At 69.3% G+C, this 16,463-nt stretch carries 15 protein-coding genes; 5 read left to right on the forward strand and 10 right to left on the reverse strand.

The window, feature by feature from the left end:
- Positions 1–57: 57 nt before the first annotated feature.
- From ACFQRD_RS14590 to ACFQRD_RS14605, 4 genes are all read left to right on the forward strand, one after another.
- On the forward strand, positions 58–966 hold the full coding sequence (locus tag ACFQRD_RS14590) for a nucleoside hydrolase (RefSeq protein ID WP_377018115.1): 909 nt from the start codon (positions 58–60) through the stop codon (positions 964–966).
- A complete protein-coding gene (locus ACFQRD_RS14595; RefSeq protein WP_377018114.1) occupies positions 963–2,258 on the forward strand; it encodes an ABC transporter substrate-binding protein in 1,296 nt (431 codons plus the stop codon). Before ACFQRD_RS14590 ends, ACFQRD_RS14595 begins: the two co-directional genes overlap by 4 nt.
- A gap of 101 nt (positions 2,259–2,359) precedes the next feature.
- Positions 2,360–3,205, forward strand: coding sequence for a carbohydrate ABC transporter permease (locus tag ACFQRD_RS14600; protein WP_377018113.1), 846 nt, complete (start codon positions 2,360–2,362; stop codon positions 3,203–3,205).
- Entirely contained in the window at positions 3,205–4,095 is an 891-nt protein-coding gene (locus ACFQRD_RS14605; protein ID WP_377018112.1) for a carbohydrate ABC transporter permease, read from the forward strand. Before ACFQRD_RS14600 ends, ACFQRD_RS14605 begins: the two co-directional genes overlap by 1 nt.
- 24 nt (positions 4,096–4,119) lie before the next feature.
- Here the strand turns inward: ACFQRD_RS14605 and ACFQRD_RS14610 are convergent, their stop codons facing one another.
- The 7 genes from ACFQRD_RS14610 to ACFQRD_RS14640 all read right to left on the reverse strand — a co-directional run bounded on the left by ACFQRD_RS14610 (position 4,120) and on the right by ACFQRD_RS14640 (position 12,166).
- Positions 4,120–4,575, reverse strand: coding sequence for a PRD domain-containing protein (locus ACFQRD_RS14610; protein ID WP_377018111.1), 456 nt, complete (start codon positions 4,573–4,575; stop codon positions 4,120–4,122).
- 80 nt (positions 4,576–4,655) lie between these two features.
- A complete protein-coding gene (locus ACFQRD_RS14615) occupies positions 4,656–6,011 on the reverse strand; it encodes a four-carbon acid sugar kinase family protein (RefSeq protein ID WP_377018110.1) in 1,356 nt (451 codons plus the stop codon).
- A 24-nt stretch (positions 6,012–6,035) separates the two neighbouring features.
- A complete protein-coding gene (locus tag ACFQRD_RS14620) occupies positions 6,036–7,436 on the reverse strand; it encodes a GntP family permease (RefSeq protein ID WP_377018109.1) in 1,401 nt (466 codons plus the stop codon).
- A 174-nt stretch (positions 7,437–7,610) separates the two neighbouring features.
- Entirely contained in the window at positions 7,611–8,582 is a 972-nt protein-coding gene (locus tag ACFQRD_RS14625; RefSeq protein WP_377018108.1) for a 3-hydroxyacyl-CoA dehydrogenase family protein, read from the reverse strand.
- A gap of 467 nt (positions 8,583–9,049) precedes the next feature.
- Positions 9,050–9,901 (reverse strand): fumarylacetoacetate hydrolase family protein, encoded by an 852-nt coding sequence (locus ACFQRD_RS14630; protein ID WP_377018107.1) that lies wholly within the window; start codon positions 9,899–9,901, stop codon positions 9,050–9,052.
- Positions 9,902–9,911: 10 nt separating this feature from the next.
- Positions 9,912–11,096: an L-rhamnonate dehydratase gene (gene rhmD / locus ACFQRD_RS14635; protein ID WP_377018106.1), complete on the reverse strand. Its 1,185-nt coding sequence runs from the start codon at positions 11,094–11,096 to the stop codon at positions 9,912–9,914.
- A complete protein-coding gene (locus ACFQRD_RS14640) occupies positions 11,093–12,166 on the reverse strand; it encodes a zinc-binding dehydrogenase (protein ID WP_377018105.1) in 1,074 nt (357 codons plus the stop codon). Before ACFQRD_RS14640 ends, rhmD begins: the two co-directional genes overlap by 4 nt.
- A 98-nt stretch (positions 12,167–12,264) precedes the next feature.
- Between ACFQRD_RS14640 and ACFQRD_RS14645 the strand changes: the two genes are divergently transcribed.
- On the forward strand, positions 12,265–13,026 hold the full coding sequence (locus ACFQRD_RS14645; protein ID WP_377018103.1) for an SDR family NAD(P)-dependent oxidoreductase: 762 nt from the start codon (positions 12,265–12,267) through the stop codon (positions 13,024–13,026).
- Positions 13,027–13,034: 8 nt separating this feature from the next.
- Here ACFQRD_RS14645 and ACFQRD_RS14650 read toward each other — a convergent pair whose 3' ends face one another.
- The 3 genes from ACFQRD_RS14650 to ACFQRD_RS14660 are packed head-to-tail and all read right to left on the reverse strand — an operon-like array spanning position 13,035 to position 16,385.
- On the reverse strand, positions 13,035–14,579 hold the full coding sequence (locus ACFQRD_RS14650; RefSeq protein WP_377018102.1) for a tripartite tricarboxylate transporter permease: 1,545 nt from the start codon (positions 14,577–14,579) through the stop codon (positions 13,035–13,037).
- Between the two features lies 1 nt (position 14,580).
- The gene (locus ACFQRD_RS14655; RefSeq protein ID WP_377018101.1) at positions 14,581–15,294 is read right to left on the reverse strand and encodes a tripartite tricarboxylate transporter TctB family protein; all 714 of its coding nucleotides are present in this window, start codon (positions 15,292–15,294) and stop codon (positions 14,581–14,583) included.
- Positions 15,291–16,385 (reverse strand): tripartite tricarboxylate transporter substrate binding protein, encoded by a 1,095-nt coding sequence (locus ACFQRD_RS14660; RefSeq protein ID WP_377018100.1) that lies wholly within the window; start codon positions 16,383–16,385, stop codon positions 15,291–15,293. Before ACFQRD_RS14660 ends, ACFQRD_RS14655 begins: the two co-directional genes overlap by 4 nt.
- Positions 16,386–16,463: the final 78 nt, after the last annotated feature.

The raw sequence follows: 16,463 nt of genomic DNA on the forward strand, positions 1-16,463 counted from the left end.
GCCTCACCCACCGTCGGCCGCAGGGCCGGCATCCCCAGATCACCAGAGGAGAATCTCATGAACGCTCTCAGCCAGACCGCACCCCGCGCCCGCCGCGTCCTCATCGACACCGATGCAAAGAACGAGGCGGACGACCAGTTCGCCATCGTCCACGCGCTGCTGTCCGAGACGCTCGACGTCCGCGGCCTGATCGCCGCACATTTCGGGGAGGGACGCTCGTCCACGAGCATGCTCGACAGCCGAGCCGAGATCGACCTGCTGCTCGACCTTCTCCACATGCCGGACGTCCCCGTCGCCAACGGAGCCCCCGCAGCCCTCTCCGACGAGCAGACGCCCATCGGATCCGACGGCGCACAGCTCATCATCGACGAGGCTCACAAGCAGGACGAGGGACCATTGCAGATAGCCTTTCTCGGCCCTCTGACCAACATGGCCGACGCTCTGCTGCGCGATCCCAGCATCGCCTCGACCGACACCACGGTGATCTGGATCGGCGGCCCGGGGTATGGGACCGCCGAGCCGGGCGAGGGCATCGAGTTCAATCTGAAGAACGACATCGCCGCCGCAAACGTGGTGTTCCGATCAGGGATCCGCCTCTGGCAGGTGCCTCGGACCGCGTACCGGATGGTCTCCGTCGGCTATGCCGAACTCGACGAAAAGGTCTCGCCCTGCGGCCCCCTCGGCGAGTATCTCGTGCGGCAGTTGAAGGAATGGAACGCCACGTGGCCCCAGGAACCCATGGAGCACCGATCCCTCGGTGACTCCCCCGCCATCGGCCTCATGCTCAATCCGTCCGGTGCCGTCGTACGCACTGTGCCGGCCCCGCTATTCGGCGAGGAGGGCGGCATGGTCCCGGGTTTGGAGCACACGGTGCGGGTGTGCGAGCAGTTCGACACCCGCTACCTGCTCGAGGACTTCTTCGCGAAGCTGCGGCGATTCGCGGCGTCCGACAAGGGCGCCTCATGAGTACCCGCACAGCGCATGCGCTCCCATCCGTCGGCCGGCGGGCGGTGCTGGGCGGCGCGCTGACACTTCCCGCCGTCGGCCTCAGTTCCTGCGGCAGCGGGGTCGGCGCCACCGGAGCGACCGGAGCGATGTCCCTGCTGACCTACGACGACGTCTCCGAGGCCGGACTCATGCAGGAGCAGCTGAACGCCTTCGAGGAGTCCGGCGGGACACGGTTCTCGCTCGACACCGTGCCCGGTTCGGGTGCGGCCCAGTTCCCCGACAAGCTCCGCACCCGGATCCTCGGGGGCAACGCACCTGATGTGTGGCGCATCTGGGGCGGGATGATCGGGGGGCCCTTCGTCGACGCAGGGCTGGTGCTGAATCTGGATGAGTACTACGAGCAGTACGGCTGGGAGCAGATCTTCAGCGAACCGGGCGTCGAGGGGATGACGTTCGCCAGCCACCGCCACGGCGTCCCGCTGAAGATCTCCTCCATCGGCGCCTGGTGCAACGCCACGATCCTTGAGGACGCAGGCGCCGCGATCCCGACGACGTACGACGAGCTCGAACAGCTCAACGACGCGGTCCTGGACATCGGTGTCACTCCAGCCGGCATGGGCGGGAAGTACGGCTGGCACATCATGCGCCTGTTCGAGTATCTGCTGGAGGTGACCGCCGGACCTCAGCTGCACGATGCGCTGCTGCTGGCGGAGGAGAGCTGGGACCGGCCCGAGGTGGTCGAGGCGTTCGATCTGTTCCGCACCTGGGCCGACCGGGAATGGATCGCGCCCGGGGCGCTGGGCATCGACCCGGCCGATGCGGAGATGACCTTCGTCCAGGGCACGGCCGCATACACCCTGAGCGGGCCCTGGATCGAGGCCAGCAACATCGTTCCCTCGGGCCAGCCTCCGGAGAACTTCACGACGTTCCTTCTTCCCACGGACCACGACGTGGTGCGCCATTCCGGGTTCGTCGAGGGCTTCATGATCTCCGAGACCTCCAGCCGCCCCGACGAGGCGGCCGAGATGCTCGACTTCCTCATGCAGGCCGACGTCCAGCGCGCGCTGCAGAACACGTCCTCGGCGACGTTGGCCGCCCCACCGGATGAGGACGAGTTCCCTCTCAGCGCGCAGTGGAGCCGGATCCGCACCGAGAGCCCGATCTACACCATCCAGGACCAGGCGCTGCCCAAGGCGCAATCGGACAGCTACTACGCAGTCCAGTCAGGAGTCCTGCAGGGCTCGACCTCGCCACCGGATGCCGCGAGAGAGATGGAGCAGGTCCTCACCGATTGGAGGAATTCCCGATGACCACCGCCGCCTCCGCCGCTCCTCTCGTGCCGCACGAGCCCCGTTCGTCCCGGCGCCCCGGGAGCGAGCGACAACGCCCCCTTCGACGGAGCAGCCCGTGGGTGCCGTGGACCTTCGCACTGCCCGGCCTGGTGTTCTACCTGGTGTTCCTGGTCTGGCCAGTCATCTCAGCGATGATGACCAGCTTCACCAACTGGGACGGGCTCTCCCCCCAGCGCAGTTTCGTCGGGCTGGACAACTACACCGCCATGCTCAATGACAAGGTCGTCGGCATCGCCGCTGTGAACAATCTGCTGTGGTGCCTGGTGACCATCGTGCTCCCCATGGCTCTGGGTCTGTTCCTGGCGGTGCTGCTCAATCGCAGCTCCCGCACGTCACCGGTGTTCCGCACGATCTTCTACACCCCCGCCGTGCTGCCCCTGGTGTCGATCGCCAGCATCTGGGCCTGGCTGTACGACCCCAGCGAGGGAGCGATCAACACGGCCCTCTCGGCCGTCGGCCTGGACGCACTGGCCCAGAGCTGGCTCGGCCAGGACTCGACCGCGATCTGGGCAGTCATGGTTCCCGCCGTGTGGGTTCGCACCGGCTTCCCCATGCTGCTCTACCTGGCCGCACTGCAGAGCATCCCGAGCGAGCTCTACGAGGCGGCTCAGGTCGACGGCGCGAACCGGTGGCAGCGCTTCTGGGGAGTCACCTTCCCCAGTCTGAAGGACACCCACTACATCGTGCTGGCGCTGTCGGTGATCGAGTCGTTCAAGGTCTTCGATCTCGTCTACGCCATGACCTACGGCGGCCCTGGGTACGCCACGCAGGTCATGGGCACGTGGATGTACGCGAATGTCTTCCAGTACTTCAACGCCGGCTACGGCACCGCGATCGCCGTGGTGATCACGGTCGTCGCCGTCGGGGTGGGCGTCCCCTATGTCCGATCGCAGGTGAGGAACTGATGAGTACGACTGTGTCCCCGACCCGCCGCACCGTCCCGACCGGGAAGGCCACCCGCAGCGGGCGAGGCCGCCCGACGGGACGCCTCGCGGTCAGCGCCGCCATAGCCGTCGCCGCCCTGTTCTGGATCGCGCCGCTGCTGCTCCTGGTGACCACGTCGCTGCGGCCGCTGGCCGACTTCATCTCGCACGGGCCGCTGTCCTGGCCCTCTGAGTTCACCCTGGTCAACTTCCCCGAGGCGTGGGATGCCGGGCAGTTCGGCACGGCCTATCGCAACAGTCTGATCCTGCTGCTGGTCAAAGTGCCGCTCGGCGTCGTGTTCGCCTCGCTGATCGCGTACTCCCTCGCGAAGCTCGAGTTCCCCTTCCGCAACGCGGTGCTGTTCGTAGTGGTGCTCGGGATGACGGTGCCGATCTACATTGCGATCGTGCCCCTGTTCACGATGCTGCGCTCAGCAGGCATGACTGACAGCATCCTCGGGATCATGGCACCGTACATCGCGTTCGGCATGCCGCTGCAGGTGCTCATCCTGCAGTCCTTCTTCCGGCGGGTCCCGGATGATCTGCTCGAAGCGGCACGTCTGGACGGCGCGGGCGACGCCCGCATCTTCTTCCGCGTCGTGGTCCCGCTGTCCATCCCGGCGATCATCACCGTGGGAATCCTCGACGGCGTGGCGACTTGGAACGAGCTGTTCCTGGCCCTGTCACTGCTGAGTTCCGAGGGCAACCGGACGATCCCTCTGGGCCTGTTGAACTTCCAGGGTCAATTCGCCACCAACTACACAGGGCTGGCCGCGGGCATCCTCATCGCCGTGGTGCCGATCCTGGTGCTGTACATGCTCCTGCAGCGCTTCATCGTCGGCGGCCTCACCGCGGGAGCGACGAAGGGCTGAGACGGAAACGCCGCGGAAAAGGGCTTATTGCTCCGCGCCAGCCTCATCGACCATCCGCGCCACGTGGACGGTGAGGTAGGTGAGCTCGGCGTCGCTGAGCGCCTGGCCGAGGCGCAGCTCCATCACCATGCGTAGGCGCCGCGCCGCCGCGTACGCCTCGGGGAAGGCCTCCCGCACGGCGCCGCCGAGACGGTCGGAGTCGTCGTCCAGCTGTCGCTGCTCGTGCGCACGCACGAAGAAGTAGCGCAGATGCGCGATGAAGCGGGCGGCGTTGACGGAGTCACGATCGATGGGCGCGTGGAGCACCTGATCCAGGACGTCGAACAGCTGGGAGATCATCCCGGTCATCCGGTAGGTCGAGGAGAGGTACCCGCCCGAGAAGCCCGCGGTGACCAGATACAGAGCCACGGGCACGGCCTCGCCGTCGGGAAGTCCGCCGCCGGTGCGCCGGTCGACGAATTCCACGATCCTGCCGGCCACGCGCAGCTCCGCCGGATAGAGGTGGGAGACTTCCGCCCGCAGGGGTACTCCGTCTGCCGAGGCGGCCCGGAGCGCCTGGGTCAGCGCCCCGGGACCGCCGCGCTGAGGCGCTCGACCACCTCGGCGAGGCCCTGCTCTCCGCCCACGTTGCCGGGGAAGACGACGTAGGGCATGCCCATGACTTCCTCGGGCGCTTCCTGTGCGGCCAGCAGGGAGACCTGGCCGGGCCAGAACTGGCCCACCACCTCGGCGAGGCGGATGCCCAGCCCGGAGGCGGCGACCTCGTGGGAGGTGATGCCGCCCTTCGCGACCACCCAGGCGGGTCGAGCCTCGCGCACGCGGCGGACCACCTCGACCACGGCCTCGGAGACGCTGCGGGCGATGGCGAGGGACTCGGCGGGATCATCGGTGCGCACCAGATCGCGGCTGGTATAGAGCACACAGTCCTGCGCCTGCAGGGTCTCTCGCACCCGGGCGGTGACGTCGGCGAGGTGCTGGTCGCGGCGCTCGTCCAGCAGGGAGGGCACGTCCAGCTCGACCTCGACGAGGGTGCCGCGCTGCTGAGCAGCGCGCAGCTGGGTCGTCGTCAGGCCCACATGGGAGCCGACGACGACCAGACCATGGTCGAGGCGCCCCTCGGGGATCGTGATGGAGCTCGGCTCGACCACTCTCGCGCCCGTCTGCCCGGCCAGCGGTCGGACGAAGGAGGGCCCGCACCGCGTGATCACGGTCCTGCCTTCTGCCTCCATCCGGCCCACGGCCTCGGCCACGACCTCCATGTCGGAGTACTCGGTGGCGTTGACGACGACCCAGCGGCGGCCGCGGGCAGCTGCGAGGATCTCGTGCACACGGTCCGCGCCACCGGAGCGGATGTCCTCGAGCCCGATCGAGAGCACGTCGGCCGCCCGCACCGCTCCCCCGGAGCGCTCCTCGAGGAAGTCGCGCAGGCCGGAGTGGGTGTACCCGAAGGTGGCGTCGCGGGCGAAGTCGGTGTCCTCCACAGGCTTCGCCTCGCCGCCGACGACCGCGTAGTGCACGTCGTCCTCGGTGTACCGACCGGCTTCGAGCATCGCCGGCACGAACAGGATCGCGTCGACATCCACGCCGTGGGCAGCGAGCTCATCGGCGATCGCGGCCGGCTCGGCGATCACGTGCCCGCGCAGCGTCGAGTCCGAGCGGGAGACCACGTGCAGACCCTTGCGCGCGACCGGCGACTCCAGCACGCCGGCCAGAACTCGCCGGTTCAGCGCGACCGCCTCCGCCTCGTCGAGCGCCCGGGTGTTGGTCAGCACGAAACAGGCCGAGCCGGGCTGTGCGAGGACGCCGACGGGGATCTCGGGGTCGAGATCGAAGGCGACGTCCACGCCGGCGACGCACTGCGACCCGGTGGGGTCGTCGTCGAGGACCAGCAGTCGACGATCGGTGCTCTCGGACACGAGGACCTCCTCAGGCAGCGTCCGTCAGGCGGCGATCACGAACACCACGCTGGAGAGCGCGAAGGCCACCAGGGAGATGGTCGTGCCGACCACGGACCAGGTCTTGAACGTGGTCACGGTATCGAAGCCGCAGAACCGGCCGATGAGCCAGAAGCCGGAGTCGTTCACGTGCGACCAGCCGATGGAGGCGGCGCCGATCGCGATGATCACGGCGGCCACGCCGACGGAGCCGAAGTCACCGGCCGTGATCGCCGGGGCCATGATCGAGGCACCGGTGGTGGCGGCGACGGTCGCCGATCCCTGCGCCACGCGCATCGCCATGGTGACCATGTACGCGGCGACGATCAGCGGCAGGCCCAGCGTGTCGAGCCCTTCGGCGACCTCCCCGCCGATCCCGGTCTGGGTGAGGATCTCGCCGAACGCACCGCCGGCGCCGGTGATCAGGATGATCGAGCAGACGGGTGCCAGGGCGTCGTCGACCAGATCCTCCAGCAGGCCGCCGATCTGCTCGCCACGGCGGCGCCGCGGGATCACGTACAGCAGCAGCATCGCCAGCAGCGCGGACAGCGCCAGCGCCACCGGGGTCGCCCCGATCAGGCGGGAGAGCTGGAAGCCGAAGTTCCCCTCGCCGACGGTGCCCTGCTCGTTCAGCGTCGAGAAGGCGGTGTTGAAGAAGATCAGCACCAGCGGCAGCAGGAGCACCAGCAGGATCGAGCCGAACGCCGGGCGCTCCTCCTTCGGCACGTCACGGGGGTCACCGAGCAGAGCGGGGACCGGGGTGTTCGGGAACCGCTTGGCGATGGCGCGGGCCACGAGGTAACCGCCGAAGTACCAGGTGGGCAGACCGATCAGCAGGCCCACTAGGACGACCAGGCCGATGTCGGCGCCCATTACGGTGGCCGCGGCCGTCGGCCCCGGGTGCGGAGGCAGCAGGGCGTGCATCATCATGAACGACGCGATCGAGGGCAGCACGTAGAGCATGAACGAGCCGCCCAGGCGACGCGCCACCGTGTAGATCACCGGCAGCATCACGATGAAGCCGGCGTCGAGGAAGATCGGGAACGCGTAGAACAGCGAGGCCACGGCGAGCGCGAGCGGAGCCCGCTTCTCCCCGAAGGTGTCGAGCATCTTGTCGGCCAGCACCTGGGCGCCGCCCGTGATCTCGATCAGTCTGCCCAGCACGGCACCGAAACCGACCAACAGGGCCACTGTGCCGACCGTGGAGCTGAACCCTTCGATCACCACCTCTATGACGTCGCCGACACTGATGCCGGCGGCGAGGCCGGTGGCCACGGCGATGATCAGCAGCGAGAAGAAGGCATGCAGCCTCACCTTGATGATGAGGACGAGCAGGACGGCGATGGCCACGACGGCGATCGCCAGGAGCAGCCACACAGGCCGCTCCGCGAGGACGAGATCTTCCACGGGATTCTCCAGAGAACGGGGCGGTCACCCCATCGGCCCCCTCACGCAGAAGCGCTCGGGACCCGGGCGCGAGCTCGGGCCCCGAGCGCGGTGCTCAGGCCCGGGCGGCGATGCCCGGCCGACGGGAGGAGTCCGCCAGATTCAGGTAAGTGGGATGAAGCGGTCGAGCGGGTGTCAGTCGGCCTTCGGCGTCGGCTGCGGGGCCGGGCCCAGCTCGGTCAGCAGCTGCGACATCTTCGCGTAGGCCTTGTTGCGGTACGCGATGAGCTCCTCGCGGGTCTTCTCGTCGTAGTCGCCGAGCAGGCCCTTGCCGTTCTTGACGCCCTTGCGGTCCTCGGCGACGGAGTCGGTGAGGATCTGCGGCGTGGACAGGCGCTCACCGAAGGCGTCCTCGAAGGTCACGAAGCAGTTGGCGTACACGTCCAGGCCGGCCTGGTCGGCGATCGCGAAGGGCCCGAAGAAGCCGAGCCGGAACCCGAAGGTGGTGCGCACGATCGTGTCGACGTCCTCGGCGGTGGCCACGCCCTCCTCGACGACGGACGTGGCCTCCTTCAGCAGGGCGTACTGGAGGCGGTTGAGCACCATGCCGGGGGTGTCGGCGACCTGGGCGCCCTCGTTGCCGGACTTCGCCAGCAGCTCCTTGACCGCGGCGACCGTCTCGGGGGTGGTCGCCTTGCCGGCCACCAGCTCCACGCCGGGAATGAACGGCGCGGGGTTGGAGAAGTGGACGGTGAGGAACCGCTCGGGGTTCGTCACGGCGCTCTCGAGCTCCTTGACCGGGATGGTCGAGGTGTTGGTGCCGATGATCGCGTCGGGGCGGGCGTGCTCGGAGATCTTCGCGAGCACGTCGCGCTTGACGTCGATGCGCTCGAAGACGGCCTCCTCGATGAAGTCGACGTCGGCGACGGCTTCCTCGATGGTCTTGCCGGCGGTGATGTTCCGGGCGACGAGGTCGGCGCTTCCCGCTGAGTACAGGCCCTGGTCCTCGAAGTCGCGCGCTTCCTTCTGCAGGCGCTCGAGGGAGGCGTTCGCGTTGTCGATGCTGACGTCGGCGATGGTCACGTCGAAGCCGGCGATGGCGAGGACCTGGGCGATACCGCCGCCCATGTAGCCCGCGCCGACGATGGTCACGGTGGAGATGGTCATGAGGGAACTCCTTCGTCCGAGCTGTGCGCCCGTCACGGAGGAGGGCGCCGATGCCGCCACGCCCCAGGGCCCTGGTCCCGCCGAGCCCGAGTACGTGGTGTTGCCTTGAGAATAGCGATCCTATTGGATATTGGCCACCATGGTGGCCGGGCACACAGTACCAGTGTCACTCGGTCGCTCGTCCCGTGCTCGCGCCCGGCTCCCGGACGTCCCGCACGAGGGGCGACGTCCGCCGAGTCTGCACTGCACATGGCCACGAAGCGCACACCCACCGAAGCCACCCCACGTACGGGCTCTATTGACCACGAAAGGGACGCCCGTCGAGTCTGCCCCGCATATGGCAGGGCAGACTCGACTGGCGTCCCCTTCGTGGACACGGGCGGCGGCACCGGTGCTGGCCGGCCCAGCCTGACCGGGCGATGCAGACCGGCCAGGCCTCACAGGCGGCGCCGCCCGTCGAATCCGGCTCAGCGCCGCGCGACGAACCTCTGACGCTGCTCCCCCAGGCCCTCGATGCCCAGCTCGACCACGTCGCCGTCAGCGAGATACGGGAACCGTCCCGACATCGCCACTCCCTGCGGGGTGCCGGTGTTGATGAGGTCTCCGGGCGAGAGCACCATGTACTGGGACAGGTGGTGGACCAGCTGCGCGACGGTGAAGATCATGTCGGCCGTGGTGGAGTCCTGGCGCGGCTCGCCGTTGACGCGCGAGAACAGTCGCAGGTTCTGTGGCTCGACCTCGCCGGCCGGCACCAGCGCGGGGCCGACGGGATTGAAGTTCTCGGCGCACTTGCCCTTGGACCACTGCCCGCCGGATTCGGCGATCTGGAAGTCGCGCTCGGAGACGTCATGACTGGTCACGTAGCCGGCGATGACATCCGATGCGGCCTGCTCGTGCGGCAGGTACGAGGCGCGGGCGCCGATGACGACGCCCAGCTCGACCTCCCAGTCGACCTTGGTCGCACGCGGCGGGATGGGCACGTCGTCGTGGGGACCGACGACGGTGTTGGGGTGCTTGAAGAAGACGATCGGCGTCTTCGGGGGCTCCGCGCCGGACTCCGCGGCGTGGGCGGCATAGTTCTGTCCGATGCAGATCACCGCCTCCGGACGGGCGATCGGAGCACCGATGCGTTCGCGCTCCGCCCCTTCCCACACCGGCAGCTCACCGGCCCTGGCCGCGGCGGCCACCTGCTCGATGCCGCCGCCGGCGAGGAACGCGCCGGTGATGTCGCCGGTCAGGTCGTCGAGGCGGTAGGTGGTGCCGTCCTGGACCAGGGCGGGCTTCTCCTGGCCGAGGGGGCCGAGTCGTCGCAGTTGCATGGGGTCTCCTTCAGTGGGTGAACGGCCTGGTGGTGGGGATCTCGGAGTTGAACTCGACCCCGAATCCGGGGGTGTCCGGCACGCGGATCTTCCCGTCGACCGGTACCGGCTCGCCGGTGAGCATGGGCGAGAACATCGGCACGATCTCCTCGGCGGTGGGGTGCATCATGAGGAATTCGCTGAACGGGCTGTTCGTGCGGGTGATGACGAAGTGGTACGAGTACACGGAGGAGCCGTGCGGGACCACCATCGCCCCGTGCGCATCGGCGAGCGCGGAGATCTTCAGCAGTTCGGTGATGCCGCCGCACCAGCCGACGTCGGGCTGGATGATGTCGGCCGCGCCCATCTCGAGCAGCTGGCGGAAGCCCCAGCGGGTGGCTTCGTGCTCGCCCGTGGTGATGAGCATGCCGGGTGGCACGTTCCGGCGCAGTTGCTGGTAGCCCCAGTAGTCGTCGGGGATCAGTGCCTCCTCGAGCCAGCGCAGGCCGTGCTCGTGGGCGCGGTGGGCGAGGCGGGTGGCGTAGTCGACGTCGAGCGACATCCAGCAGTCGTACATGAGCCAGAAGTCGTCCCCGACCTTCTCGCGCATCTCGGCGAGCAGGGCGATGTTCTTCTCCATCCCGTCGGCCCCGTCGGCCGGGCCGTGATGCAGCGGCATCTTGCCGCCGAGGAAGCCGAGCTGCTTCGCGATATCGGGACGGGCCCCGGTCGCATACATCGTCAGCTCCTCGCGCACGGGCCCGCCGAGCAGGGCGTACACGGGTTCCTGGCGGAGGCGTCCCAGCAGGTCGTACAGGGCGAGGTCGATGGCGCTGATGGTGTTCAGCACGATGCCGCGGCGCCCGTAGAACAGGGTGGAGCGGTACATCTGGTCCCAGATCCGCTCGATGTCGGTGACCGCGGCGCCCTCGAGGAATCGGACCAGGTGCTTCTCGACGATCCAGGCGCCGAGGTCGCCACCGGTGGAGACGGCGAAGCCCACGGTGCCGTCGTCGGCCTCGATCTCGACCATCAGCGTGCCCAGCACGTTCAGTCCGAAAGACTGTCGGGAGTCGGCGTAACCGGGGTAGACGGACATCGGGGTCGCGATGTGGTCGTCGATCCAGTGGTCGGCGCCCTGGTCGTGGTAATCGGCGCCGCCGCCGGTGACGGTGTACGCGCGGACGTGGCGGATGCTGCGCTGATGGGTGCTCATGCAGCGTTCCCCTCGTGCTCCTCCTGCTGGGACGGGCCCTCCTGCTCGAAGCTCACCAGGATCTTGCCGGCCGGGCCCTTTCCGGCGGCCAGCCTCGCGAAGGCCTCCTGGGCCTGCTCCGGCGGCACCACGTCGCTGACCAGCGGGGCCACATCGTCGGCGTGCGCACCGATCCAAGCAGTGGCGTCGGCGAAATCCTGCGCGGTGTAGGTGAAGGACCCGTGGATGGTGCGCTCCTCGGTGCTGATGGCGAAGGCCGGCAGCTCCAGTCTGGGCGATCCCATGCCCACCAGGACGACGCGTCCGCCCAGCGACGTCGCAGAGAGGGCGTCGGCCATGGTGGCGCTGATGCCGACGGCGTCCACGGCGAGGTCGGCCGGGCCGCCGAGCGCGTCGGCCACGAGGTCGGCGGTGCTGCCCGCAGAGGGGTCGACGGGCTCTGCGCCGAGCGCCGCGACCAGCTCCCGGCGGGCGGGGTCCATCTCGGAGAGCACGATGCGGTCGACCCCTGCCATCCGCAGGGCGATCACGACGCTCTGCCCGATCGGTCCGCCGCCGATGACCAGCACTTTCTCTCCCGCATCGGGCTGGCCCAGGCGCACCGCGTGGACGGCGACGGCCAGGGGCTCGACGAGCGCACCGAGGTGCAGGGGAAGCTCCGGATCCAGCAGGTGCACGTTGCGTGCGGGCACGACGAGGTAGTCCGCGAAGGACGCCTGGATCTCCTGGGCGACCCCGATGACCTGCTTGCCGGGAGCGTGCTGCTCGCGGCCGCGGTACTGCTCGGCCTGCTCAGGCGGCACCACCAGCGGGTTGAAGGTCGCGGGGGCGCCGACGGGCAGCTCGGCGGGATCGACCCCGTCCCCGAGGGCTGCGACGGTGGCGGCGGATTCGTGGCCCATGACCTGGCCGGGGACGCGGCGGCCGTTCTCGCCGGTGAACCCGTGGAAGTCGGAGCCGCAGATGCCGGTGGCCGCGATCCGCAGCAGCACCTCCCCGGGGCCGGGGTCGGGACGATCCCTCTCGAGGACCTCCAGGTGGTGGTAGTCGGTCAGGACGAGTGCTCGCACGATGCTCCTTCGAGGGGTCGGGTGATGGAAGCGTGGTGGTCCAGGGGTGGGAGGTCGCCTATCCTGCAGCGACGATCACTCGATGAGGAGGAGAGCCCATGACGGCGAACCAGGACGCGGAGTTCCAGGGCTTGAAGGCGCTGGTGACCGGCGGCGGGGCGGGCATCGGCGCGGCGACGATCCGAGCCCTGAGCGCGCGCGGAGCCTCGGTGGCGGCGCTCGATCTCGATCCCTCCGGCGCTCCCGAGGGGGCGCTGCGCATCCAGGTCGACGTCACCGACACCGAGGCGGTGCAGGCCGCCGTCGACCAGGCGGCCCATCATCTCGGCGGCCTGGACATCGTGATCAACAATGCCGGGATCGGGGCGCAGGGCCAGGTCGACGCCCACGACGACGAGGAATGGGCGCGGGTGCTGGATGTGAACGTCACCTCGGTGGCCCGCGTGACCACGGCCGCGCTCCCCCATCTGCGGCGCTCCGAGCACGCCGTGGTGGTCAACACCGCCTCGATCGCCTCCATGCTGGGACTGCCCGAGCGCGTGCTGTACTCCGCCTCCAAGGGCGCGGTGCAGGCGATGACCCTGGCCATGGCGGCGGACTGGGTGCGTGAGGGCATCCGGGTCAATGCCGTCGTCCCCGGCACGGCGAACACCCCGTGGATCGGCCGGCTGCTGGCCAAGGCCGAGGACCCGGTCGCGGAGCGGCAGGCGCTGGATGCGCGCCAGCCCCACGGCCGCATGGTCGAGCCGGAGGAGGTGGCCGAGGCGCACTGCTACCTCGCCTCTCCGCGCAACCGCTCGACCACCGGGGTGCTGCTGCCGATCGACGGGGGGATGACGACGCTGCGTCCGCGCACCTGACGTCGCGCTCACCGCTCGGCCTCGGCGGCCTGCAGCGCGGCGGCCCGCTCGGAGCGTCGGCCCAGCCAACCCATCAGCGGCACCGAGGCGATCGCCGCGACCACGAGCAGGATGAGGACCGCGCTGATGGGGCGGGTGAAGAACTGGGTGAGATCCCAGTTGGTCTTGATCACCGACTGCATGAAGTTCTGCTCGACGATGGGGCCCAGCACGATGCCCAGCACCACTGGGGCCAGCGGGATGCTGCCCTTCTCGAAGAGGTACCCGAGCACTCCGAAGATCACCATCAACCCCACCTCGAGGTAGCCGTTGTTGATGGCGAACGCGCCGCAGATCGAGATAGCCACGATCAGCCCCATCAGCACCGAGCGCGGGATCCGCAGCACCAGGCCGGAGGCCCGGATCAGCAGGAAGCCGAGCGGCAGCAGCAGCAGGTTGGCGAGGATGAAGATCATGTACAGCGCGTAGAGCATGTCCGTCTGGTACAGGAACAGGTCCGGCCCCGGAGTGATGCCCTTGACCAGCAGCACGCCGATCAGGATCGCGGTGATGGTGTCGCCGGGGATGCCGAACGCGAGCGTGGGGACGTAGGCGGAGGCCACGCCGGCGTTGTTCGCGCTGGAGGCACCGGCGATGGACTCCACCCGCCGTTCGTCCGATACCTCGGCCGCGTTCTTCGCGGATCCGCGACGGCTGGTGGCACGAGTGAAGGCGTAGGCGATCCAGGCCGCGATGTCGGCCCCCGCCCCGGGCAGCGCCCCGACGACTCCGCCGATGCCCGAGCCCGCCGCGACGCGCCCCTTGTACCGCCACAGGGCACTGAAGGCCGGACGCACCGTGCCCTGACCGGCGATCTTCGGGATGGGCATCGACTCACCCCGGCGGGCGGTCACGGCACGCAGCACCTCGGAGAGGCCGAACAGGCCGATCATGGCGGCGATGAAGTCGACGCCGCGGTAGAGCTGCTCCTCCCCGAAGGTGAACCTCGGGTAGCCCAGGGTCACGTCGAGCCCGACGGTGGAGACCAGCAGCCCTGCCATCAGGGCGATCGCACCCTTGAGCTGGGAGCCCCGGGAGACGATCACGGCCGCAGTCAGGCCCAGCACGGCCACCCAGAAGTACTCGTAGCTGGTGAAGCGCAGGGCGAACTCCCCGAGCACCGGGGAGACGAAGATCAGCACCAGGGACCCGAACAGACCGCCGATCACCGAGCCGATCAGGGAGACCCCGAGCCCGAGGGCGCCCTTCCCGTGCCGGGTCAGGGCGAAGGCGTCCTCGGTGTAGGCGGCGCTGGAGGGCGTGCCCGGGATTCTCAGCAGGGCACTGGGGACGTCTCCGGCGAAGATCGTCATCGCCGACATGGTGATGATGGCGGCGATGGCCGGCACCGGGTCCAGGAAGAAGGTGAAGGGCACCAGCAGCGCTGCTGCCAGGGTGGCGGTCATGCCGGGCAGGGAGCCGATGACCAGGCCGAAGAGCCCGGCCAGGACGACCACGAGGACCGTGGTGGGGTCGGCGACCAGCTGGAAGGCGCTCTGGAGGTCGTATCCCATCTCAGAACCCCCGGATGATGCCGTCGGGGAGCTGGACCATCAGGCCCTGCTCGAACATGGCCCACAGGGCGAGCGCGGTGACCACGCCGGTCGCCACGGCCACCCACCACTTCGCCCGCAGCGACCACACGATCGCGGTCACCAGCAGCGCCATGGTCAGCGGGAAGCCGAGCGTCTCGACGAGCAGCACGTACCCGACGATGCCGCCCATGAGGATCGCGCCGTTGATCCAGCGCCGCGCCCCGTCGGAGCCGATGTCGGTATCCATCACGGCCACGGTCTCCGGGGGCTCGGCCTCCGGCTCGGTGTCCGGTGAGGGCTGCGGCCCGGTCTCCGGCGCGGCGTCTTCGAGCGCGTCGGCCGCACTGTCCGCACCCGGCCCACCGGCCCCGGTGGGTGCTGTTCCGCCGGTCACCGCAGTCGTCGCGGTCGATGGGCCACCGGCCGCGGCGGAGCGTATCTCGGCGAGCTCGTCGCGATGACGACGCTCGCGGCGTGCGGTGAGCACGCTGGTCAGGATCAGCAGGGCGCCGAAGAGGACCAGCAGGCCGCCGATCATCATCGGAAACAGACCGGGCCCGGGGATCCCCTCGCGGACGTAGGGCATCGCGGCGCCGTAGGGAATCACCGCGGCGCCGACCAGGACGGAGGCGGCGCCGATGATGACGTTCCCACGCATCGCCCCCGCCGTGTCGCTGGGTCGGGCGGTGCTCACTTGGCGAGTCCCGCTTCCTCCATGACCTCGCCCTTGGCGTCATCGTCCTCGCGCATGAGGGTCTGGAACTCCTCGGCGCCCGCGTACTTCACGCCCAGGCCGGTGTCGGTCATGAACTCGTTGAACTCATCGGACTCGGCGATCAGACCGAGGTGGCATTCGAGCTCCTCGACGATCGTGGGGTCGAGCTCCTTGGGTCCGGCGATGCCGCGCCACACGGTCATGGAATAGTCGGAGCCGAGCTGCTCCTGGAGGGTCTCGACGTCCGGGAAAGCGGGGTCGCGCTCCGTGCCCATCACGCCCAGGGCCTTGGCGCGGTCCGAGTCGAGCATGGTCTTGGATTCGCCGAGGGCGTTGGTGGTCATGTCGATCCCGCCGGCCACGAGCTCCTGGAGCGCGGGGGCCGCACCCTCGGAAGGCACGAAGTTCACGGCGTCGACGGGGATGTCGTTGTCGATGAGCATGCCCAGCAGGGCCAGGTGCCAGATGCCTCCCTGCCCGGTGCCCGAGGCGGTCACCTCCCCCGGGTTCTCCTCGATGTAGGTCAGCAGCTCTTCCGCGTTCTCCCACTCGGCGTCGGCGGCGACGGTGATCCCCGCGCCGTCCTCGTTCATCTGGGAGATGGCGGTGAGGTCCTCGCCGCTGATCTCGGTCAGACCCTGGTGGTGCATCATGCCGATCTCCACGGTGACCAGGCCGAGGGTCTGCCCGTCGGGCTCTGCGTCGACCATCGCCTGGTGGCCGACGACGCCGGAGCCGCCGGTGCGGTTGACGACGTTGACGCTCGTCTCCATCTGGCCGGACAGCTGCTCGCCGATGAGGCGGGCCACGCCGTCGGTCCCGCCGCCGGCGGCCCAGGGGACGATCAGTTCGACGGGGCCGCCCGGGTACTCGGCGTTGACGTCGTTGCAGGCCTGGAGAGCATCGCCGTCCACGGAGCCTCCGCCCGAGCCGCCCGAGCAGCCGACGGCGACCAGGGCGATAGCGGCGGCGCCGGCGATCCCGGAGACGAGGCGCCGCGGGACGCGGGGTGCGCCGGCGGGATCGACGCCGGGACGATCGGAACGTGAGGAAAGGTCGGTGCGCGTCATGGCTGACTCCACTTCATCGTGCGGGTCGGGGGTGAGGCCCATCGATGCGGAGCGACCGCCCGCACGGCTGTGTGCTGG

It is taken from the genome of Brachybacterium sp. GCM10030268 (assembly GCF_042666305.1).
Taxonomy (GTDB): Bacteria; Actinomycetota; Actinomycetes; order Actinomycetales; family Dermabacteraceae; genus Brachybacterium.

Coding starts and splice junctions, on each gene's coding strand:
- ACFQRD_RS14595 (WP_377018114.1), top strand. CDS start 963: ATGAGTACCCGCACAGCGCATGCGCTCCCATCCGTCGGCCGGCGGGCG.
- ACFQRD_RS14625 (WP_377018108.1), bottom strand. CDS start 8,582: ATGACCATCTCCACCGTGACCATCGTCGGCGCGGGCTACATGGGCGGC.
- ACFQRD_RS14660 (WP_377018100.1), bottom strand. CDS start 16,385: ATGACGCGCACCGACCTTTCCTCACGTTCCGATCGTCCCGGCGTCGAT.
- ACFQRD_RS14630 (WP_377018107.1), bottom strand. CDS start 9,901: ATGCAACTGCGACGACTCGGCCCCCTCGGCCAGGAGAAGCCCGCCCTG.
- ACFQRD_RS14605 (WP_377018112.1), top strand. CDS start 3,205: ATGAGTACGACTGTGTCCCCGACCCGCCGCACCGTCCCGACCGGGAAG.
- rhmD (WP_377018106.1), bottom strand. CDS start 11,096: ATGAGCACCCATCAGCGCAGCATCCGCCACGTCCGCGCGTACACCGTC.
- ACFQRD_RS14650 (WP_377018102.1), bottom strand. CDS start 14,579: ATGGGATACGACCTCCAGAGCGCCTTCCAGCTGGTCGCCGACCCCACC.
- ACFQRD_RS14645 (WP_377018103.1), top strand. CDS start 12,265: ATGACGGCGAACCAGGACGCGGAGTTCCAGGGCTTGAAGGCGCTGGTG.
- ACFQRD_RS14590 (WP_377018115.1), top strand. CDS start 58: ATGAACGCTCTCAGCCAGACCGCACCCCGCGCCCGCCGCGTCCTCATC.